This window comes from Burkholderia sp. HI2761 (assembly GCF_002223355.1).
GTDB lineage: Bacteria > Pseudomonadota > Gammaproteobacteria > Burkholderiales > Burkholderiaceae > Burkholderia.
In genome coordinates this window covers 670454-692236 of record NZ_NKFN01000001.1, presented here as the reverse complement: position 1 = coordinate 692236, position 21783 = coordinate 670454, and the positions used below count along the sequence as shown (strand labels likewise).

21 protein-coding genes are annotated in these 21783 nt (G+C 68.6%); 15 read left to right on the top strand and 6 right to left on the bottom strand.

The window, feature by feature from the left end:
• Positions 1-128 precede the first annotated feature (128 nt).
• From flgB to CFB46_RS03250, 13 genes are all read left to right on the top strand, one after another.
• A complete protein-coding gene (gene flgB, locus CFB46_RS03310) occupies positions 129-617 on the top strand; it encodes a flagellar basal body rod protein FlgB (protein ID WP_027785674.1) in 489 nt (162 codons plus the stop codon).
• 40 nt (positions 618-657) lie between these two features.
• Complete coding sequence (gene flgC / locus CFB46_RS03305; RefSeq protein ID WP_027785673.1) at positions 658-1083, top strand: flagellar basal body rod protein FlgC; 426 nt, start codon at positions 658-660, stop codon at positions 1081-1083.
• Positions 1084-1137: 54 nt separating this feature from the next.
• Positions 1138-1884, top strand: a complete 747-nt coding sequence (locus CFB46_RS03300) for a flagellar hook assembly protein FlgD (protein WP_027785672.1) — start codon at positions 1138-1140, stop codon at positions 1882-1884.
• 27 nt (positions 1885-1911) lie between these two features.
• On the top strand, positions 1912-3153 hold the full coding sequence (gene flgE, locus CFB46_RS03295) for a flagellar hook protein FlgE (RefSeq protein ID WP_089499259.1): 1242 nt from the start codon (positions 1912-1914) through the stop codon (positions 3151-3153).
• A gap of 19 nt (positions 3154-3172) precedes the next feature.
• Positions 3173-3931: a flagellar basal-body rod protein FlgF gene (flgF, locus tag CFB46_RS03290; RefSeq protein WP_027785670.1), complete on the top strand. Its 759-nt coding sequence runs from the start codon at positions 3173-3175 to the stop codon at positions 3929-3931.
• A 34-nt stretch (positions 3932-3965) separates the two neighbouring features.
• Positions 3966-4754, top strand: coding sequence for a flagellar basal-body rod protein FlgG (flgG, locus tag CFB46_RS03285; RefSeq protein ID WP_027785669.1), 789 nt, complete (start codon positions 3966-3968; stop codon positions 4752-4754).
• A 21-nt stretch (positions 4755-4775) separates the two neighbouring features.
• The gene (flgH, locus tag CFB46_RS03280; protein ID WP_027785668.1) at positions 4776-5465 is read left to right on the top strand and encodes a flagellar basal body L-ring protein FlgH; all 690 of its coding nucleotides are present in this window, start codon (positions 4776-4778) and stop codon (positions 5463-5465) included.
• Between the two features lie 5 nt (positions 5466-5470).
• Positions 5471-6652 (top strand): flagellar basal body P-ring protein FlgI, encoded by a 1182-nt coding sequence (locus CFB46_RS03275; RefSeq protein WP_027785667.1) that lies wholly within the window; start codon positions 5471-5473, stop codon positions 6650-6652.
• On the top strand, positions 6653-7645 hold the full coding sequence (gene flgJ / locus CFB46_RS03270) for a flagellar assembly peptidoglycan hydrolase FlgJ (protein ID WP_027785666.1): 993 nt from the start codon (positions 6653-6655) through the stop codon (positions 7643-7645).
• Between the two features lie 224 nt (positions 7646-7869).
• Complete coding sequence (locus CFB46_RS03265; RefSeq protein WP_027785665.1) at positions 7870-8625, top strand: flagellar brake protein; 756 nt, start codon at positions 7870-7872, stop codon at positions 8623-8625.
• Between the two features lie 193 nt (positions 8626-8818).
• Positions 8819-10819 carry a flagellar hook-associated protein FlgK gene (gene flgK, locus CFB46_RS03260; protein ID WP_027785664.1) on the top strand — a complete coding sequence of 667 codons (2001 nt, stop codon included), beginning with the start codon at positions 8819-8821 and terminating at the stop codon, positions 10817-10819.
• A 22-nt stretch (positions 10820-10841) separates the two neighbouring features.
• On the top strand, positions 10842-12083 hold the full coding sequence (flgL, locus tag CFB46_RS03255) for a flagellar hook-associated protein FlgL (protein ID WP_027785663.1): 1242 nt from the start codon (positions 10842-10844) through the stop codon (positions 12081-12083).
• 270 nt (positions 12084-12353) lie between these two features.
• Positions 12354-13661 carry a solute carrier family 23 protein gene (locus CFB46_RS03250; protein WP_089499258.1) on the top strand — a complete coding sequence of 436 codons (1308 nt, stop codon included), beginning with the start codon at positions 12354-12356 and terminating at the stop codon, positions 13659-13661.
• Positions 13662-13718: 57 nt separating this feature from the next.
• On the opposite strand, the gene CFB46_RS03245 is transcribed toward CFB46_RS03250, so the two are convergent.
• The 6 genes from CFB46_RS03245 to CFB46_RS03220 form a co-directional block, all read right to left on the bottom strand.
• Positions 13719-14198 (bottom strand): hypothetical protein, encoded by a 480-nt coding sequence (locus tag CFB46_RS03245; protein ID WP_027785661.1) that lies wholly within the window; start codon positions 14196-14198, stop codon positions 13719-13721.
• Between the two features lie 182 nt (positions 14199-14380).
• Positions 14381-14887, bottom strand: a complete 507-nt coding sequence (locus CFB46_RS03240; protein ID WP_063831210.1) for a Csu type fimbrial protein — start codon at positions 14885-14887, stop codon at positions 14381-14383.
• Positions 14884-17166 carry a fimbria/pilus outer membrane usher protein gene (locus tag CFB46_RS03235; protein ID WP_027785659.1) on the bottom strand — a complete coding sequence of 761 codons (2283 nt, stop codon included), beginning with the start codon at positions 17164-17166 and terminating at the stop codon, positions 14884-14886. The genes CFB46_RS03240 and CFB46_RS03235 overlap by 4 nt, the downstream gene beginning before the upstream one ends.
• A gap of 37 nt (positions 17167-17203) precedes the next feature.
• On the bottom strand, positions 17204-17956 hold the full coding sequence (locus tag CFB46_RS03230; protein WP_027785658.1) for a fimbrial biogenesis chaperone: 753 nt from the start codon (positions 17954-17956) through the stop codon (positions 17204-17206).
• A 119-nt stretch (positions 17957-18075) separates the two neighbouring features.
• Positions 18076-18582 carry a Csu type fimbrial protein gene (locus tag CFB46_RS03225; RefSeq protein ID WP_027785657.1) on the bottom strand — a complete coding sequence of 169 codons (507 nt, stop codon included), beginning with the start codon at positions 18580-18582 and terminating at the stop codon, positions 18076-18078.
• A 909-nt stretch (positions 18583-19491) separates the two neighbouring features.
• Positions 19492-20376 (bottom strand): transcriptional regulator GcvA, encoded by an 885-nt coding sequence (locus tag CFB46_RS03220; protein ID WP_089499257.1) that lies wholly within the window; start codon positions 20374-20376, stop codon positions 19492-19494.
• A 96-nt stretch (positions 20377-20472) separates the two neighbouring features.
• Between CFB46_RS03220 and CFB46_RS03215 the strand changes: the two genes are divergently transcribed.
• A complete protein-coding gene (locus CFB46_RS03215) occupies positions 20473-21117 on the top strand; it encodes a chromate transporter (protein WP_034185448.1) in 645 nt (214 codons plus the stop codon).
• Positions 21114-21641: a chromate transporter gene (locus CFB46_RS03210; RefSeq protein ID WP_027785654.1), complete on the top strand. Its 528-nt coding sequence runs from the start codon at positions 21114-21116 to the stop codon at positions 21639-21641. The genes CFB46_RS03215 and CFB46_RS03210 overlap by 4 nt, the downstream gene beginning before the upstream one ends.
• Positions 21642-21783: the final 142 nt, after the last annotated feature.

Here is a 21783-nt window from a genome sequence, read left to right as displayed (position 1 = left end):
GCTTTGCCGCGTTATTCGTCCGATTGCCGGTTGCGTCCCGCGCCTACCATCGCTGTCATGGAAAAAAGCCTCTCGGGTCGCCATCCGGTGCGAGGGGCGTGCAGCGCTTCATACGGAGAGACGCACACATGCTGGACAAACTCGATGCGGAATTCGCGTTCGGCCGACAGGCGCTCGACGTGCGCGCCTACCGGCAGGAACTGCTGTCGTCGAACATCGCGAACGCCGACACGCCCGGCTACCAGGCCCGCGACGTCGATTTCGCGTCGACGCTCGCGCGCTCGCTGAAGCAGACGAGCGGCGGCCTTGCGCCGAGCAACGCGGCGCAACTGCCGATGGCGCAGCCGGCCGGCGTGACGAGCGGCATGTCGATGGTGTCGACGGCGCCGGGCCACATGGCCGGCACCGCGAAGCTGATCCCGACGGGCGGCCCGTCGGACGACTACGGCCGCGCGCAATACCGGATGCCGCTGCAGCCGTCGCTCGACGGCAACACGGTCGATCTCGACGTCGAGCGCGTGCAGTTCGCGAACAACGCGTTGCACTACGAAACCGGGATGACCGTGATGACCCAGCAGATCAAGGCGATGATCGCCGCGATCACGACCAACTCGTAAGCGCCGCTTCCGAATCCGGACCCCAGCACAAGGAGCCTCCATGCCCTCGTTGATGAACATCTTCGGCGTCGCCGGTTCGGCGCTGTCCGCGCAATCGCAGCGCCTGAACGTCACCGCGTCGAACCTCGCGAACGCCGACAGCGCGACCGGCCCCGACGGCAAGCCGTACAAGGCCAAGCAGGTCGTGTTCGCGACCGACCCGCTCGGCGGCGCGCGCAGCGCGTCCGGCCAGGGCGTGGGCGGCGTGCGCGTGACCAAGGTGATGGACGACCCGTCGCCGATGAAATCGACCTACGACCCGGCGAACCCGGCCGCCGACGCGAACGGCTACGTGCAGATGCCGAACGTCGATCCGGTGCAGGAGATGGTGAACATGATCTCGGCGTCGCGCTCGTACCAGGCCAACGTCGAGACGCTGAACACCGCGAAGACGCTGATGCTCAAGACGCTGACGATCGGCTCGTAAGCCGCCGTCGCCCGACCTTACCGACCCGACAGTTCCGACAGAAGGCCACCCAGGATGACATCCTCCAACACGACGATCGGCGGCAACGGCACCAGCGTGTCGACGCTGCCGACCGACACGATGAACACCAACAACGTGTCGTCGACCAACGGCACGTCGGCGAGCGACCTGCAGGCGACGTTCCTGAAGCTGCTCGTCACGCAGCTGCAGAACCAGGATCCGACCAGCCCGGTGGACAGCTCGCAGATGACGTCGCAGCTCGCGCAGATCAACACGGTGAGCGGCATCGCGCAACTGAACACGTCGCTCACGTCGCTGTCGACGCAGCTCGCGGCCGGCCAGCAGACGCAGGCCGCGCTGCTGATCGGCACGAACGTGCTCGCGCCGGGCAATAGCGTCGCGGTGAAGAGCGGCGCGGCGTCGCCGTTCGGGGTGTCGCTCGCGAGTTCGGTGTCGAACCTGACGATCACCGTGAAGAACTCGGCGGGCGCCGTCGTGAACACGATCAACGCGGGCGCGCAGTCGGCCGGCACCGTGCCGTTCAACTGGACGCCGACCGACGCGGCCGGCAACGCGCTGCCGGACGGCAAGTACACGGTCAGCGCGTCGTACACCAACAGTGCCGGCACGCCGCAGGCGGCCACGACGCTCGCGGCCTCGCAGGTGCAGAGCGTGATCAAGCAGGCGGACGGCACCGCGGGGCTCGTGCTGTCGAACGGCACGACGGTGGGGCTCACCCAGGTTGCGTCGATCTTCCCGAACACCAAGTCGTCCTCGTCCGGCGACACCACCACCAACTGATCGAGCTTTCTCGTAACGGAGACCGAAATGGGTTATCAACAGGGACTGAGCGGCCTCGCCGGCGCATCGAACGCGCTCGACGTGATCGGCAACAACATCGCGAACGCGAACACGGTCGGCTTCAAGTCGAGCACCGCGCAGTTCGCCGACATGTACGCGAACTCGGTGGCGACGTCGGTCAACACGCAGATCGGCATCGGCACGTCGCTGAACTCGGTGCAGCAGCAGTTCGGCCAGGGCACGATCAATACGACGAACTCGTCGCTCGACGTCGCGATCAACGGCAACGGCTTCTTCCAGATGTCGAACAACGGCGTGACGACGTACTCGCGCGACGGCACGTTCCAGCGCGACAAGAACGGCTACATCGTCAACGCGCAGGGCATGAACCTGATGGGGTACATGGCCGACAAGAACGGCGTGATCAACACCGCGCAGACCGTGCCGCTGCAGGCGCCGACCACCAACATCGCACCGACCGCGACGACCAAGATCAACGGCCAGTTCAACCTGAACTCGCAGGATACGGTGCCGGCCAAGACGCCGTTCAACGCGACCGACACCACGACGTACAACTACTCGACGTCGATCCAGGTGTACGACTCGCTCGGCGGTTCGCAGGCGGTCAACATGTACTTCGTGAAGTCGGCGGCCGGCACGTGGGAAGCGTACGCGGGCGTGCAGGGCGGCGCGACGAACGATCTCGGCACGATCACGTTCAATTCGGCGGGTGCGATCTCGGGCACGACGACCGGCACGCCGGCCACGCCGACCGCGTCGCTCGGCCAGTTCCAGTTCACCGTGCCGAACACCGACGGCTCGGCGACGCCGCAGCCGCTCACGCTCGACCTGACCGGCACGACGCAGTACGGCGGCAAGGACGGCGTGAACAACCTCGCGCAGGACGGCTACGCGAGCGGCACGCTGACGACCTACTCGATCGGCACCGACGGCAAGCTGACCGGCAACTACTCGAACGGCCAGACCGCCGTGCTCGGCCAGATCGCGCTCGCGAACTTCAACAACCCGAACGGGCTGGTGAACCTCGGCGGCAACCAGTACGCGGAATCCGCCGCGTCGGGCGTGCCGCAGGTCTCTGCGCCGGGCAGCACGAACCACGGCACGCTGCAGGGCAGCGCGCTCGAGAACTCGAACGTCGACCTCACGTCGCAGCTCGTCAACCTGATCACCGCGCAGCGCAACTACCAGGCGAACGCGCAGACGATCAAGACGCAGCAGACCGTCGACCAGACGCTCATCAACCTGTAAGCGCGGATAACCGGCAGCCATGGACCGACTGATCTATACGGCGATGACGGGCGCGTCGCAGTCGCTCGACCAGCAGGCGATCGTCGCGAACAACCTCGCGAACGCATCGACGACGGGTTTTCGCGCGCAGCTCGCGACGTATCGCGCGGTGCCGATGAATTTCGGCGACGGCAGCAACATCGATCCGACGACGACGCGTACCTACGTGCTGTCGTCCACGCCCGGCGCCGATTACGCGCCGGGTCCGATCACGCGCACCGGCAATCCGCTCGACGTCGCCGTGCAGGGCGCCGGCTGGCTGTCGGTGCAGACGGCCGACGGCAGCGAGGCGTACACGCGCGCCGGCAATCTGCACGTCGACGAAAACGGCCAGCTCGTCAACGCGAGCAACCTGCCGGTGGTCGGCAACGGCGGCCCGATCTCGGTGCCGCCGAACGCGGAAGTGACGATCGGCAAGGACGGCACGGTGTCCGCGCTGATGCCGGGCGACCCGCCGACGGCGGTCGCGATCGTCGACCAGATGAAGCTCGTCAATCCCGATCCGGCCACGCTCACGCGCGGCAACGACGGGTTGTTCCGCACCGCCGACGGCAATCCGGCCGATACCGACCCGAACGTGGTCGTCACGCCGAATTCGCTCGAAGGCAGCAACGTCAACCCGGTGACCGCGATGGTCGCGATGATCGACAACGCACGCGCGTTCCAGCTTCAGTCGAAGCTGATCCAGACGGCCGACCAGAACGAGCAGACGGCGAACCAGCTGCTCAATTTCAGCTGAGCGCCCGCGCCACCCTACGCAGGAGACCTGACAAATGAATCGTTCGCTCTACATCGCCGCCACCGGCATGAATGCGCAGCAGGCGCAGATGGACGTGATTTCGAACAACCTCGCGAACACCAGCACGAACGGCTTCAAGGCGTCGCGCGCGGTGTTCGAGGATCTGCTGTACCAGACCATCCGCCAGCCCGGTGCGAATTCGACGCAGCAGACCGAGCTGCCGTCGGGCCTGCAGCTCGGCACCGGCGTGCAGCAGGTCGCGACCGAGCGCCTGTACACGCAGGGCGGCCTCACGCAGACCGGCAACTCGAAGGACGTCGCGATCAACGGCGCGGGCTTCTTCCAGGTGCTGATGCCGGACGGCACCAACGCGTACACGCGCGACGGTTCGTTCCAGACCAACGCGCAGGGCCAGCTCGTCACGTCGAGCGGCTACCAGGTCCTGCCGGCGATCACCGTGCCGCAGAACGCGCAGTCGCTGACGATCGGCAAGGACGGCGTCGTGTCGGTCACGCAGCCGGGCTCGGGCAACGCGGTCCAGATCGGCTCGCTGCAGATCGCGACCTTCATCAACCCGACCGGCCTCGAGGCGAAGGGCGAGAACCTGTTCGCGGAAACGACGTCGTCGGGCGCGCCGAACGTGTCGCAGCCGGGGCTGAACGGCGCGGGCGTGCTCAACCAGGGCTACGTCGAGGCGTCGAACGTGAACGTCGTGCAGGAACTCGTCAACATGATCCAGACGCAGCGTGCCTACGAGATCAACAGCAAGGCCGTGACGACGTCCGACCAGATGCTGCAGACCGTCACGCAGATGAAGACCTAACCGGAACGTCCCGTCGTCGCCATGAAGCAGGTTCGCCTCCCCTCGTCAGCCACCGTCCGCGCCGCCTGCGCGGTCGCGGTGGCGGCGCTCGCCGGTTGCGCGCAGATTCCGCGCGATCCGATCATCCAGCAGCCGATGACGGCGCAGCCGCCGATGCCGATGTCGATGCAGGCGCCCGGCTCGATCTACAACCCCGGCTACGCCGGGCGACCGCTGTTCGAGGATCAGCGCCCGCGCAACATCGGCGACATCCTGACGATCATGATCGCGGAGAACATCAACGCGACCAAATCGTCGGGCGCGAACACGAACCGGCAGGGCAATACCGACTTCAACGTGCCGACGGTCGGCTTCCTCGGCGGGCTGTTCGCGAAGGCGAACCTGTCGGCGACCGGCGCGAACAAGTTCGCGGCCACCGGCGGCGCGAGCGCGGCGAACACGTTCAACGGCACGATCACGGTGACCGTCACCAACGTGCTGCCGAACGGCAACCTCGTGGTGAGCGGCGAGAAGCAGATGCTGATCAACCAGGGCAACGAATTCGTGCGCTTCTCGGGCGTCGTCAACCCGAACACGATCTCGGGCGCGAACTCGGTCTATTCGACCCAGGTCGCCGACGCGAAGATCGAATACTCGTCGAAGGGCTACATCAACGAAGCCGAGACGATGGGCTGGCTGCAGCGCTTCTTCCTCAACATCGCGCCGTGGTGATGACGATGCAGACGACCCTGTTCAGCCGCCTGTCGGCCCGCGCGCATGCCGCCGCGCGGCTCGCCGTCGCGTTCGCGGCCGTGGCCGCCTGCGTGCTCGGCGCCACGCCCGCGCACGCGGAGCGCCTGAAGGATCTCGCGCAGATCCAGGGCGTGCGCGACAACCCGCTGATCGGCTATGGCCTCGTCGTCGGCCTCGACGGCACGGGCGACCAGACGATGCAGACGCCGTTTACGACGCAGACGCTCGCGAACATGCTCGCGAACCTCGGCATCTCGATCAACAACGGTTCGGCCAACGGCGGCCCGTCGTCGCTGAACAACATGCAGTTGAAGAACGTCGCGGCCGTGATGGTGACGGCCACGCTGCCGCCGTTCGCACGGCCGGGCGAGGCGCTCGACGTGACCGTGTCGTCGCTCGGCAATGCGAAGAGCCTGCGCGGCGGCACGCTGCTGCTCACGCCGCTGAAGGGCGCGGACGGCCAGGTGTATGCGCTTGCGCAGGGCAACATGGCGGTCGGCGGCGCGGGCGCCAGCGCGAACGGCAGCCGCGTGCAGGTGAACCAGCTCGCGGCCGGCCGGATCGTCGGCGGCGCGATCGTCGAGCGCGCAGTGCCCAACGCGATCGCGCAGATGAACGGCGTGCTGCAACTGCAACTGAACGACATGGATTACGGCACCGCGCAGCGGATCGTGTCCGCGGTCAACTCGAGCTTCGGCCCGGGCACCGCGACGGCGCTCGACGGCCGCACGATCCAGCTCGCGGCGCCGGCCGACTCCGCGCAGCAGGTCGCGTTCATGGCGCGGCTGCAGAACCTCGACGTGAGCCCGGACAAGGCCGCCGCCAAGGTGATCCTGAACGCGCGCACCGGCTCGATCGTGATGAACCAGATGGTCACGCTGCAAAGCTGCGCGGTCGCGCACGGCAACCTGTCGGTGGTTGTCAACACGCAGCCGGTGGTGTCGCAGCCGGGGCCGTTCTCGAACGGGCAGACGGTGGTGGCGCAGCAGTCGCAGATCCAGCTCAAGCAGGACAACGGCGCGCTGAAGATGGTGACGGCCGGCGCGAATCTCGCCGACGTCGTGAAGGCGCTGAACACGCTCGGCGCGACGCCCGCGGACCTGATGTCGATCCTGCAGGCGATGAAGGCGGCCGGCGCGCTGCGCGCCGACCTGGAGGTGATCTAAATGGCGGCGAATCTCCCCAACGCGAATGACCTCACGCAGCGCTTCGCGCTCGACGTGCAGGGTTTCGATGCGCTGCGCGCGCAGGCGAAGCAGTCGCCGCAGGCCGGCGCGAAGGCGGTGGCCGGCCAGTTCGACGCGATGTTCACGCAGATGATGCTCAAGAGCATGCGCGACGCGTCGCCCGACGGCGGGCTGTTCGATTCGCATACGTCGAAGATGTACACGTCGATGCTCGATCAGCAGCTCGCGCAGCAGATGTCGAAGCACGGGATCGGCGTCGCCGACGCGCTGATGAAGCAGTTGCTGCGCAATGCGGGCGTCGGCGCGGGCAGCGACACGGCGGCCGACGTCGGTGCAAGCGGCATGGGCGGCATGGGCGCCGGCGGCCCCGGCACGGCCGGCAACGAAGGCAGCCTCGCCGCGATGAACGCGATGGCGAAGGCCTATGCGAACGCGGCGAACAACGGCGGGCTTGCCGGCGCGCGCGGCTATTCGGCCGGCAGCGCGCTGACGCCGCCGCTGAAGGGCGCGAGCGGCGTGCAGAACGCGGACGCGTTCGTCGACCGGCTCGCGGCCCCCGCGCAGGCGGCCAGTGCGACGACCGGCATCCCGGCGCGTTTCATCGTCGGCCAGGCCGCGCTCGAATCGGGCTGGGGCAAGCGCGAGATCCGTGCGGCGGACGGCTCGACCAGCTACAACGTGTTCGGCATCAAGGCGAACAAGAGCTGGACCGGCCGCACCGTGTCGGCGCTGACCACCGAATACGTGAACGGCACGCCGCGCCGCGTGGTCGCGAAGTTCCGCGCGTACGACTCGTACGAGCACGCGATGACCGATTACGCGAACCTGCTGAAGAACAATCCGCGCTACGCGGGCGTGCTGAGCGCGAGCCGCAGCGTCGAAGGCTTCGCGCACGGCATGCAGAAAGCCGGCTACGCAACCGACCCGAATTACGCGAAGAAGCTGATCTCGATCATGCAGCAGATCGGCTGACGGGCCCGCCCGGCGCCGCTGTGGCATCCCTTCGGACCGCGCCCGGCATCCCGCCGCGCGCGGTTTCAACGTTTGCGCGAAATAAATCACCGTTTCGATCTAAACTTTCGGTCAGCACTGCCGCTAAGTGTGAGAGACCTGCGGCCGGGCCGGTGTTCTGGCCCGGTTTTACTGCGCACCGGTTGTCCGGGCGCCCATGACAAGACAAGAAAGACCGGCTAGCCATGAATATCGAAACGTCGATGGACCCCAGCCTGGATTCAGGCCACTCCGGGCCCGACTATGCCCGCCGCAACCCGCTGGAAATCGGCGTGCAGCTGCGCAACCTCGTGAACCGGGGCGATTTCCTGACCGTCCAGTACCCGGGCGGCCAGCTCGTCACGCGCCTGCTCGAGGTCGACGTCGGCGAACGGACGTTCACGTTCGACTGGGGCGCGCTGTCCGAGCAGAACGCCGGCATCCTCGGCGCGTCGCACTGCACGTTCGCGGCCGCGCCGGAGGGCGTGCGCGTCGAATTCACCACGGGCACGCCGCGCGAGACGCGCTACGAGGGGCTGCCCGCGTTCGTCGCCGATTTTCCCGACGTGCTGGTCTGCATCCAGCGCCGCGAATATTTCCGCGTCGACGCGCCGATCGTCGATCCGTTCCTCTGCCGCGGCAAGCTGCCGGACGGTGAAAGCTTCCTGTTCGAGGTGCACAACCTGTCGCTCGGCGGCGTGGGGCTGCGCACGGCCGACGAGCGCGTCGAGGCGCTCGAGGTCGGCACGCTGCTGCCGGACGTCGAGCTCGAGCTGACCGGCCACGGCAAGCTGTCGCTCGACCTGCAACTGGTGTCGCAGCGTTCGACGCAGCTGCCGAACGGCTCGCGGCGCTACCAGCTCGGCTTCCGCTACATGTCGCTGCCGGGCAGCGCGGAGAACACGCTGCAGCGGCTGATCACGCAGCTCGAAATGAAGCGCCGCTCGCTCGCGCGGGCCTGACGCGCACCCGGCGGCCGGCCCCGCACGGGCCGCCCGCACAGCCCCGCCGGCACGCCCGCCGGCCGCTTCGACCGGCGACGCACGCCCGTGCGCCGCGCACGCATTTTTTCCTCAATTTTTTCGATCCGCGGCCGTTATACCGGGAGTCACGCAACCCGGCGGCCGCAGCGCGGCCGGCTCATCAGGATCGCGCATGTCCAACTCACTCATGAACCTCGGCGTCAGCGGCCTGAATGCCGCGCTCTGGGGCCTCACGACGACCGGCCAGAACATCAGCAACGCCGCGACGCCCGGCTATTCGGTCGAGCGGCCCGTCTATGCCGAGGCGAGCGGCCAGTACACCAGCAGCGGCTACATGCCCCAGGGCGTGAACACCGTCACCGTGCAGCGGCAGTACAGCCAGTACCTGAGCGACCAGCTGAACGGCGCGCAGACGCAGGGCGGCGCGCTGTCGACGTGGTATTCGCTCGTCGCGCAGCTGAACAACTACGTCGGCAGCCCGACGGCCGGCATCTCGACCGCGATCACGAGCTACTTCACCGGGCTGCAGAACGTCGCGAACAATGCGTCCGATCCGTCGGTGCGGCAGACCGCGATCAGCAACGCGCAGATTCTCGGCGACCAGCTGAAGGCGGCGGGCCAGCAATACGACGCGTTGCGCCAGAGCGTGAACACGCAGCTCACCAGCACCGTGTCGCAGATCAACACGTACACCGCGCAGATCGCGCAGCTGAACCAGCAGATCTCGGCGGCGAGCAGCCAGGGGCAGCCGCCGAACCAGCTGATGGACCAGCGCGACCTCGCGGTGTCGAACCTGTCGAGCCTCGCCGGCGTGCAGGTCGTGCGCAACGACAGCGGCTACAGCGTATTCCTCGCGGGCGGCCAGCCGCTCGTCGTCGCCGACAAGAGCTACCAGCTTGCGACCGTCACGTCGTCGTCCGATCCGAGCGAGCTGACCGTCGTGTCGCAGGGCATCGCCGGCGCGAATCCGCAGGGGCCGAACCAGGCGCTGCCGGATGCGTCGCTGTCGGGCGGCACGCTCGGCGGCCTGCTCGCGTTCCGCCGTCAGACGCTCGACCCGGCGCAGGCGCAACTCGGCGCGCTCGCGACCAGCTTCGCCGCGCAGGTCAACGCGCAGAACGCGCTCGGCGTCGATCTGGCGGGCAAGCCGGGCGGCAACCTGTTCACGGTGACGAACCCGACCGTCTATTCGAATCAGGGCAACACCGGCAACGCGTCGCTGTCCGTGTCGTTCGCCAATGCGTCGCAGCCGACGACGAGCGACTACACGCTGTCGTACGACGGCACGAACTACACGCTGACCGACCGCGCGAGCGGGTCGGTGGTCGACCAGAAGGCGGGTCCGATGCCGGTCTCGCTCGGCGGGCTGAACTTCTCGTTCTCGTCCGGCGCGATGAATGCCGGCGACCAGTTCACCGTGCTGCCGACGCGCGGCGCGCTGACCGGCTTCGGCCTCGCGACCACGAGCGGCTCGGCGATCGCGGCCGCGTCGCCGGTGGTCGCTGCGGCATCGAAAACCAACATCGGCACGGCAAAGATCACGCAGGGCGCGGTGAGCGCCGGCTACCAGGTGCCGACGACGCCGACCAAGCTGACCTACGACGCGGCGTCGCAGTCGCTGTCGGGCTTCCCGGCCGGCACCACGGTGACGATCGCGGGCACCCCGCCGACCTCAGTGACGATCACGAGCCCGACCGACAGCGTGCCGTACAACGCGACGGCCGGCGCGAAGCTGACGATCAACAGCACCACGCAGCCGGCTCCGGCGGGCGTGATGAACGGCGTGACCGTCACGCTGTCCGGCGCGCCGTCGGATGGCGACACGTTCACGATCGGACCGTACGCGGGCGGCACGAGCGACGGCTCCAACGCACAAGCGCTGTCGCAGCTCGTCACCGCGAAGGCGCTCGGCGGCGGCACGACGACGCTGACCGGCGCGTATGCGAACTACGTGAACGCGATCGGCAACACGGCGAGCCAGCTGAAGTCGTCGAGCGCCGCGCAGACCTCGCTCGTCGGCCAGATCACGACCGCGCAGCAGTCGGTGTCGGGCGTGAACCAGAACGAGGAAGCGGCGAACCTGATGCAGTACCAGCAGCTTTACCAGGCGAACGCGAAAGTGATCCAGACGGCGGCGACGCTGTTCCAGACCGTGCTCGGCCTGTTCAACTGACCGGATTCGAGGGATAGAAGCGATGCGAATTTCCAGCGCCCAGTTCTTCCAGCTGAACGTTTCACAGATGAACGATCAGCAGGCGCAGCTCGCGCAGCTGTACCAGCAGATTTCGAGCGGCACGAGCCTGCAGACGCCGGCCGACAACCCGGTCGGCGCGGCGCAGGCCGTGCAGCTGTCGATGACGTCGGCGACGCTGTCGCAGTATGCGACCAACCAGACCACCGCGCTCGCGTCGCTGCAGGCCGAGGACCAGGCGCTGCAGAGCGTGAGCAGCGTGCTGACCGGCGTGCAGACGCTGATCGTGCGTGCCGGCGACGGCTCGCTGGCCGACAGCGACCGCTCGGCGCTCGCGACGCAGCTGCAAGGCTATCGCGACCAGCTGGTGACGCTCGCGAACTCGAACGACGGTGCCGGCAATTACCTGTTCGCCGGCCTGAACAATTCGACGGCGCCGTTCACGGCCAGCCCGAACGGCAGCATCAGCTACGTCGGCGACTCGGGCACGCGCCAGGTGCAGATCGCCGATTCGAGCAGCGTGTCGCAGGGCGACACCGGTTCGGCGGTGTTCATGTCCGTGCCGTCGCTCGGCAGCGCGCAGGTTCCGTCGGCCGGCGCCGGCAACGTCGGCACCGGCGCGATCGGCGCGGTGACGGTGACGGACCCGTCCGCCGCGACCAACGATCACCATTTCGCGATCACGTTCGGCGGCACGCCCGCCGCGCCGACCTACACGGTGACCGACAGCTCGGCCAAGCCGCCGACCACGACGCCCGCGCAGGCCTACACGTCGGGTGCGTCGATCGCGCTCGGCAGCGGGATGACGGTGGCCGTATCGGGCACGCCGAGCAGCGGCGATACGTTCGCCGTGACGCCCGGCCCGCAGGCGAGCGGCGGCGCCGACATCTTCTCGACGCTCGACTCGATGATCGCGGCGCTGAAGACGCCGGTGACCGGCAACCCTGTCGCGGCCGTGTCGCTGAAGAACGCGCTGATGACCGGGTCGATCAAGGTCGGCAACACGATGCGCAACGTGACGACGATCCAGGCATCCGTCGGCGGCCGCGAGCAGGAAGTGAAGGCGATGCAGGCCGTCACCCAGACCGCGTCGCTGCAGACGACCAGCAACCTGACGGACCTGACCAGCACCAACATGGTCACGACGATCAGCCAGTACCTGCAGGTGCAGAACGCGCTGACCGGCGCGCAGAAGGCGTACGTGCAACTGCAGAACCTGTCGCTGTTCCAGTACATCAACCCGTGAGGAACGCGGCGCCGGCTTCGATGTGAGCGCATGCTTACTTCGCGGCCGGCGCTTGCCGCCGCCAGCCGCGCATCATGCGCGGACGGGCGCTTCGCCGGGCCGCGCGGTCGCGCACCGGTTCTCTCGCGCGGCCTGCCGCGTTCTCGTCTGGCCGGCCCTGCCTACCGGGTCGCTTGCCAGCCCCCATTCCGCTCCGTAAACTCGCGCCAGATTCCAGACCGGCGCATCCTTCGCAGCCGGCGACCGACGACCGACAGGAGCGCTTTCCCCATGTCCGATTCCTACTTCCCGCGCTGGCGGGTCCAGCCGACCGGCGCGGCCTCGCGCGTGGTCAGCCCAGACGAGCGCCTCGCGTGGCCGCAGATGATCGCGATGGGCGTGCAGCACGTCGTCGCGATGTTCGGCTCGACCGTGCTCGCGCCGCTGCTGATGGGCTTCGACCCGAACCTGTGCATCTTCATGTCGGGCATCGGCACGCTGCTGTTCTTCGTGCTGGTCGGCGGGCGCGTGCCGAGCTATCTCGGCTCGAGCTTCGCGTTCATCGGCCTCGTGATCGCGGTGACGGGCTACGGCGGCAGCGGGCCGAACCCGAACATTCCGGTCGCGCTCGGCGGGATCGTCGCGTGCGGCGTCGTGTACGTCGCGCTCGGCGCGCTGGTGCAGGCGATCGGCACGCGCTGGATCGAGACGCTGATGCCGCCGGTCGTGACCGGCGCGGTGGTCGCGGTGATCGGGCTGAACCTCGCGCCGATCGCGGTCAAGGGCGTGTCGGCCTCGACCTTCGAATCGGTGATGGCGCTCGTCACGGTGCTGTGCGTCGGCGGCGTCGCGGTGTTCGCGCGCGGGATGATGCAGCGCCTGTTGATCCTCGTCGGGCTCGTGATCGCCTATGTGATCTACGCGATCGCGACCAACGGGATGGGTCTCGGCAAGCCGATCGATTTCACGATCGTCGCGCATGCCGCGTGGTTCGGCGTGCCGAGCTTCCGCGCGCCGGTGTTCGATCCGCACGCGATGCTGATGCTCGCGCCGATCGCGGTGATCCTGGTCGCGGAGAACCTCGGCCACATCAAGGCCGTCAGCGCGATGACGGGCACCAGCCTCGACCGCTACGTCGGCCGCGCGTTCATCGGCGACGGGCTCGCGACGATCGTCTCGGGCAGCGTCGGCGGCACGGGCGTGACCACCTACGCGGAGAACATCGGCGTGATGGCCGTCACGCGGATCTACTCGACGCTCGTGTTCGCGCTCGCCGCGCTGATCGCGATCGGGCTCGGCTTCTCGCCGAAGTTCGGCGCGGTGATCCAGACGATCCCGGGCCCCGTGCTCGGCGGCGTGTCGATCGTCGTGTTCGGGCTGATCGCGGTGACGGGCGCGCGGATCTGGGTCGTCAACAAGGTCGACTTCTCCGACAACCGCAACCTGATCGTCGCGGCCGTCACGCTGGTGCTCGGCGCCGGCGACTTCTCGCTGAAGATCGGCGGCTTCGGGCTCGGCGGGATCGGCACCGCGACCTTCGGCGCGATCATCCTGTACGCGATCCTGCGCAAGGAAAAGGAACCGGGGCCGGTGGTGTGAGCCACGGCGCCGATCACGACTGCCGGCCTCGCCCTCGGCCCCGGCGATCGTCGGACGTCACGGGTTGGGCTGCACCGAGAACGTAACCGGCCAGGCGAAGGTCCCGTCCTTCGCCTTCGGCGCGAACACGAAACGATAGGTCACCGTGAAGGTCGTGTTGAGCGCCGTATACGGCACGGCGATCTTGCCGCCCGTCGCCGGAAGCACGACCTTGCCGCCGATGCCGCCGATCTCGATCGAGCTGAACTGCGACTGGCTGGCGGCGGCGATCTGCACCAGCACCGTGTACCCGGCCCGGTCGTTGGTCTGGACCGCAAGCGTCGTCCCGGCGGGGTTGTTGACGTTCGGCACGCTCAGGGAGCCGACGCTCGTGTCCTTGTTCGCGATCACGAGCTGGACCGGACTGGTCGCCTTGAGCCGCGCGTACGGCTGGACCGTCGCGCCGACCTGCACCGACCGGGTGGCCTGCTTCGCATCGGCCGGGCCCGGCCCGGCGCCGAACGACACGATCGATAGCGCGGCCATCGCGGCCAGCATCCGTTTCGCGTGGCGAGCGGCCCGTATCGGCGCGGATTGGGATGCGCCGCGCCGTCCGCACTGCCTGCGCCGCGATGCGGCGGCACGCGCTGTCTCGATTCGATTCATGATCTGCACCCGTTGTCTGAGTCCATGGTGGCGATCGACGCGGCGGCGGGATCGTGCGCGCGCCGCCGCTTCGCCTAGTAGTTGAACATGATCGTGATGTTCTGGTCCGCGTAGCCGCCCGGCACGACGTTCTGGCCGCCGCGGATCAAGCCGTACACGGTCGAGCTGAAGTTGGCGGCGCCGTTGGTCTTGCCCCACGAAATCGTGGACGTGCCGCTCGTGCCGTCGCCCCAGATCGTCGTGTGCGCGCTGTCGAGATACATGTTGTAGCCCAACGTCTGCGCGCCGCCGGTCCGGGTCATCAGGCGATTCGCGTAGGTGCCGCCGCCCATGCTTGCCGACACCGTCGGCGTGGCGGTACCGCTGCCGGTGCAGTTGACCGAGATCGTGACCGCGGAGGTGGCGGCATTGATCGTGTCGTACGTGCCGAACACCATCGACGACGGCGCGTTCATCGTGCAGGTCGTCGCCGCGAGCGCGGGCAGTGCGTGCAGCACGGCCGCGCCGGCCGCGAGCGCCGCCGCGGCGGCGCGAACGCGCGTCAGCCGGTCGCGCCGCCCGGCATGCTTGCGATGTCTCATGGTGTGACTCCCTTGCAAAGATGGGTGCCCAGGTCCGGCAGCGGATCGTCGCCGGCGGGAAAGCGGACGGTCAGGTCGCACTGCTGGTCGCGCCACGTCGCGCGCAGGCGGTTCTGCTCCGACAGTCCGGTGAGATAGACGACGCCGTCGTGGCCGACCGGGAAGGCTTCCTTCTGCCCCGCGACCGTGACGACCGCGCCTGCCGGCAAGTGCGCGCCGTTCTCGAGATCGAGCGTGAGCACCGCGCCGCGCGAACGCGAGATCGGAAACTCGAGCGCCATGCCGCTGCGGAAATAGGGCACCGCGTCGAGCTTCAGCGTGCCGATCTTCGCGTCGAACGGCAGGTCGGCCTGCTCGATCGAGATCGGATTGCTTTCATAGGCGCGCAGCCGCGGCAGCAGCGCGACGCCGTTGGCGTCGGTGTGAGCGACGAGCTGGTTGTCCGCGAGGATGCCGACGTTGGCGAAGCCCGGCACCTTGACGAGCGCGAAGCTGTCCGTGATCTGGCGCGACAGGCGCGCCGTGCCGTCGACGAACGCGACGCCGCCCGATGCGTTGGCCCTGACGCCGGCCCGGCCGCGATAGGACGCGGCCTCGACGCTGTAGGTGCCGGTGCGCGTCTGCAGCGTCGCGCTCGCATCCTGCGTGTTGTTGCCCGCCTGAACCGAGTAGCCGAATCCTTCGCCGACCGGCAGGCTGCGCTGCACTTGCGCGAGCATGTCGGTCGCGCCCTGCTGGTGCGTCGTCACGAAGGACGCGCTCGTGCGGTTGTCGATCGGTATCGTCCACGCGACGCCGACGCTGGTCGCGCCCGATCCGCCCAGCGGCTTGCTGACGCTGACGTTCGCGAAGCCGAAACGGCCGAGCTGAACGCTGTAGCTGAGCGACAGCAGCTGAACCTTGTAGCCGCCGCGATCGTCGACGAACACGTGCGCGAGCCCGAGCGAGCCGAAGCGGCCCATCCCGACGCCGATGTTGAAGCTCGTCAGCAGCTTCGGCGCGGGCGTGCCCGGCTCGAGCCCGATCTGCGCGAAATGCGGCGTGGCCCATTGCGCGTGCGCGCCGATGTCGACGAGGCCCGACTGGCTCTCCACGCCGATCACCGCAAGCGCGCCGGGGCCGTCGGCGCTGCGGCTCGCCGCCGCGGCCGCATTGACGACGCCGAGCGGGCCGGCCAGCAACACGCCGCCGACGCCGAGGTTCTGCCGGGATGCTTCGGCTTCGGCGTGGATCTCGCCGGTGAACCGGTCGGTCACGCCGATCCGGTGCGTCGCGCTGGCGAACCATCGTCCGTAGTCGTTGCTTGCCAGGCCGAAATCCCGCCGCTCCTTGCCGACCTCGTACGAGAAGTCCTGCATGCCTTGCTTGAGGAGATTCGCGCTCGCGTAGAACGACTGGGTGATCACCTGTTCGCGGCCCATGACGTCGCGCACCACGACCCGCACGTCGCCCTGGCCGGTCACCACGGGCACGTTGTTGATCGCGAACGGGCCGGGCGCGACGTCGCGCGTCGACGTGAGCGCGTTGTTGACGTAGACGTCGACGGTCGAAGGCAGCACGGCCTGCCCGCTCACGCCCTGGAGCGGAATCGTGACGAGCCCGGGCTGCGTCGCGAAATTGGTCGCGTACTGAATGCCGCCGAAGCGGATCGCGCGGCCCCACATGCCGGGGCGGCTGATCGCGTCGCCGATGCGCAGGCTGGCGAGCTTGCCGGGGCGATCGGTCGTCCACGTGGTTTCGAGGCGCGTCAGCCGGCGGGTGGGGCCCGACTCGTCCGCGAGGAACGTGCCGACGCCGACGCCGAAACGATTGAAGAAGCCGAGCTCGAACAGGCCCGAGCCATGCGTGCGGCCCGCGGCCTGCTCGGCGAGCAGGTCGTAATTGAAGAAGCCGCCGATGCCCGGTTCGACCGCGGGCCGGCGATTCCGCTCCGTCTCGTCGAACGACGCGCCGACGAACGCATCGGCAGGCACGCTGATCGACATCGTCAGATTTTTCTCGTCGACCGTGCAGGCGAGCCCCGCGATCGACTTCAGCGGGTAGAACGGCGCGTCGGCGCCGGCCAGCGGCCGGACGTCCGGCAACTTGAGCCGCCAGCGCTTCAGGTCGTCGGCCGACACGTAGAATTCGCCGTCGGCCGCCTTGATCAGCAACGCGGTTTCGTCGAGCCCCTGCCGGTTGATGTCGACCTGATACAGCAGCTCGGCGGCGCCGCCCGCCGCGGCGTGCGCCGCCGGTGCCGCCGGTGCCGCGACCGGACGTTCTTCCGCGAATGTCATCCGTGTGCTCATGATGATCGCGATCAGGATCGCCGCCTTAGCGGTCGTTCGGCGCGATCGTGGAGTCGATGTTGCCCGCATCGGAGTAGCCGACCAAATGCAATCCGGAAGCAACGGCCGGTACGGCGCCGGAGCCGGGTTTGAACATCAGCTGCCGCGACTGGCCCGGCAGAATGTAGGCGAACTCCGCATGCGTGGCGACCGGCCGGTCGCTGCCCGGCGCGAGCAGCTCGAGGTTCGCCACCTGCGCATGCGCGGTGCCTTCGTTGGTCACGCGCAGCGCGAGCATGCCGGCGCCGCTCGGACGCGGGGCCGCTGCCCAGCGCAGGCGAGGGGCGGTGTCGGTCTTCGGCCTCACGAAGATCGGCAGGCTCATTTCGAGCGCGATCTGCACGCCGGCGAATCCCGGCTTCGGCGTGGGCGGCACTTCGCGCAGATACAGCCGGTAGCCGATTTCCTGATCCGCGCTCGGCGCGTGTCGCAGGCCGACCCGCACGACCTGCGAACCGCCGGGCGGGATCGTGAAAATGGGCGGAGCGGCAATCAGGTCGCCGGTGGACGCATAGACGTCGTCGCCCGCGTTTTGCGACCACGCGGCGGTACCCAGCTGGACGATCACGGGTTCGTCGGCCGACTCGTTCCTGACCGTGAGCGCGACGCTCGTGTGCGCCGCGGACAGTTCGACGCGAACGGGCGACACCGTGAAATTCGTTGCATGACTGTCGACGCATGCCGCGGCAAGCGTTGCGGCCGCGATCCACTTCGCGAGTTGGCACGTGTTCGGTTTCATCGCAGATCTACCCCTGTGAGATTCGCTTCGCCATGCGCGGCGCTGCGCGCGACGGGCGCGGTGGCGGCCGGTGGGGAGGGCGCGCGCATGCGGGATGCGACGGGCCCTCCCGCGCCGCGCTAAAACGTCACGGTGACGGTCACCGTGTCGGCGTAGTTGCCCGGCACGGCGTTGGGCTGGTCCGGCACCTTGCCGTAGACGGTCTTGGTGATTGCCTGGGCCATCGCCATGCCGGCGCCCGTGCCGTTGACGGTGTCGGTCGGCGGCGTGTTGCCCCAGACGACCGTGCGGTTCGAATCCTGGTACAGCGTGTAATTGAGCTGATTCGAACCGCTCGTCATGATGCGGCTCGCGACCGTGGCGCCCGACGTGGTGCCCGCATTCAGGCCGATGTTGAAATTCGTCCCGTTCGTGCAGCGGACCGTGATCGCCGACTGGGCCGTCTGATCGCCGGTGCCCGGCGTGTAGGCGGGGAAGGTCAGCGCGCTCGCCGAGTCGATCAGGCAGGTTGCGTTGACGGTGGCGGACACGCCGAACGTCGAGCTGGCCTGGCCGGCCGATGCCGCGACGGCCACGCAAGCGAGCGATGCGGCCAGCGCCGCCTTGGTCAGTACGGATTGCGTCATGATGGGTTTCTCCCTTGAAAGCTGGAACGTGCGGCCGGTGCGACGAGAGGGTCGTTCGGGACGGGATCTCGATCGTCCGGATGCGCAATGGGTCTTCTGGTTGGGTCGGAATGGGTCGTTTGCTGGGTGGGCGCCTCCTTCGTGTCGGTATGCGCCGGCCGGACAGGCGCGGCGCTTGGGGCTCGGGAGGCCCGGCCTCGGCGCTGCGGGGCGTACGACATCTCGCGGCCGTCGCCGCCGGCGCGCTTGCTTCGCGCGCGGAGCGGTCGTCGGCGGCAATGCCCGCGCGAACGGCGCGGATCGTCGTCGTGGCGCATGCGCCCGGCTGGGACTTCCCGGGGCTTGCCTATCGAATCGAGGCGTCGTGACGTCGGGTGACGATGCGGACCGTGTCGGCGTATCGGATGTCGGCGGCGCGAAGTCGCGCCGCCGGCATCAGGCGATGCCAGGCAGGAGCAGTGACAGGAGCAGTGATGCGAGACAGCAGCCGTGTGACGGCCGATATGATTTTCGACATGATTTCCCCGACCTGCTTGATGATTGTTTGTCGTCTGCATCGAACCGTCCGGCCGTGCAGTCGTCGTTGTCTGCACGGCTGTATCAGCAAGCAGTGGGCCAGCGCGCGGAAAGCCGCGCGGACAGGGGCTGAGCGGTCGGCGTTTGCCGCCGTGCGCCGTTTCGGAGGGGGCGATGTTTCAGGCGTGAAACCTGCTGCGGCGGCGCGGGCCGGCGGCGCGCCAGACCCGGTGCGGAAAGGCCGGAATGACGGGGGATCGCATGTGCGGCGCGACCGCGAATCCGCAGGGGAAACGGACGCGACGCGTGCGAATGGTTTCAGTCTTGCAACGTGTGTGGGGCGGGCGGCAGCGCGGCGCCTGCGTGGCGATCAGGTGTCGGGTGCGTAGCGCGTCATGCGTTTGCGTTCGCCTGCGCGTCGAGCCACGCGCAGAACTGCGCGACGAGCGGATCGTCGGCCGGTGCGCCCGGCGCGATCCACCAGTAGCTGCGCGTGGCGATGCGTGGGCCGTCGAGCGGCATCACCAGGCGCCCGCTCGCGAGTTCGTCGTCGATCAGCGGCAACGGGCCGAGCGCGACACCGAGCCCGTCGACGGCCGCCTGCAGCGCCAGGTAGAAGTGGTCGAACGACTGCCGCTTGCGCCCCTTCATCGCGACGCCGGCCGCCGCGAACCAGTCGCGCCAGCCTTCCGGCCGCGTATCCGAATGCAGCAGCACGTGCCGCGCGAGATCGTCCGCGCGGGTGATCGGCGCGCGCTTGAGCAGTGCCGGGCTGCACACCGGAATCACGCTTTCGTCGAGGAAGTGGCCGCTCGTGCAGTTCGGCCAGTGGCCGGGGCCGCGGCGGATCGCGACGTCGAAGCCGTTCAGCGCGTCGAGCGGCGCATTCGACGTCGACAGCTTCAGCTCGACGTTCGGCACGTCGCGCTGGAACCGCGACAGCCGCGGCAGCAGCCATTTCATCGCGAAGGTCGGCAGCGCGTTGATGCGCAGGACGCGCGCCGCGCCGGTATTGCGCAACTGCTCGGTCGCGTGCGCGATGCTGTCGAACGCCGCGCGCACGGTGTCCAGGTAGCGGCGGCCTTCGTCGGTGAGCTTCACGCGCTTGCCGTAGCGGTGGAACACCGGCTTGCCGAGCCACGCCTCGAACCCGGCAATCTGCCGGCTGATGGCACCGTGAGTCACATGCAGCTCGTCGCCGGCGGCGCTGAAGCTTTCATGTCGTGCCGCGGCTTCAAAGGCCCGAAGCGCGGAAAAGGGCGGGAGATCGCGTGCCATGCTTGTGATTCTAGATCACAAGGACTCGCCGATAAAATCGTTTTGCCGGAATCCTGAACGGCGGTAATCTCGATTCACCGTTTGATGAGGAGCCCCATGCAATCCGCTTTGCCGCCCGCCTCCCCGCCGCCTGCCGCGTCCCGCCGCGGCGTCGGCCTCACCGAGCTGTTCACCGGTTTCCTGTCGCTCGGCCTGATGTCGTTCGGCGGCGCATTGCCGTTCGCGCGGCGCACGATCGTCGACGAGCGCAAATGGCTCTCCGCCGACGAATTCACCGATCTGCTCGGCCTGTGCCAGTTCCTGCCGGGCGGCAACGTGATCAACCTGTCGGTCGCCGTCGGCATGCGCTTTCGCGGCGTCGCCGGCGCGTTCGCCGGCATTCTCGGGCTGATCGCGGGCCCGACGCTCGTCGTCGTCGCGCTCGGCGTGCTGTACGCGAAGACCCAGAGCGATCCGCGCGTGCAGCACCTGTTCGCGGGGCTCGCCGCGGCGGCGGCCGGCCTGCTCGTCGCGATGGCCGTGAAGGTGGCGAAGCCGCTGCTCCGGGCGCCGCGCACGGCGGCTGCGATCGCGGTGTGCGCGCTCGTCGCGATCGCGGTGCTGCGCATGCCGCTGCTGACCACGATGCTCGTGCTGACGCCCGTCAGCATCTGGCTCGCGTCGCGCCGCCGCGACGCGGGCACGTCGGCGCCGGCCGCCGCGTCCGGCACGCCCGACTCGCAACGGGAGGGGCGGCCATGAGCGACACGCTGATCGCCATCGCGACGATCTTCAGCCAACTGTCGCTGCTCGCGTTCGGCGGCGGCAACACGATCCTGCCGGAGATGCAGCGGCAGGTCGTGGACGTGCATCACTGGATGAGCGCGCACGAGTTCACCGCGCTGTTCGCGCTGGCCCAGGCGGCGCCCGGGCCGAACATGATGATCGTGTCGCTGGTCGGCTGGCACGTGGCCGGCTGGGCCGGGCTGCTCGTCGCGTCGCTCGCGAAGTTCGGGCCGTCGTCGATCGTCACCGTGCTCGCGCTGCATGCGTGGGAGCGCTTTCGCGACCGGCCGTGGCGCCGCTACGTGCAGCAGGGGATGATGCCGGTGACGGCCGGGCTCGTCGCGGCGAGCGCGGTGCTGATTTCCGAGGCGTCGAACCGCACCGCGATCCAGTGGGGCATCACGGCCGCATGCGCGGTGCTGGCGTGGCGCACGCGCATCCATCCGCTGTGGCTGCTCGGGGGCGGCGCGCTGATCGGGCTCACGGGCATCGGGCAGTGAGCGGCGTATCGTGCCGTTCGCCGTTCGCCGTTCGCCGTTCGCCGTTCGCCGCTCGCCGCTCGCCGCTCGCCGCTCGCCGCTGCTCACTGCTCACTGCTCACTGCTCACTGCTCACTGCTCACTGCTCACTGCCCGCTGCCCG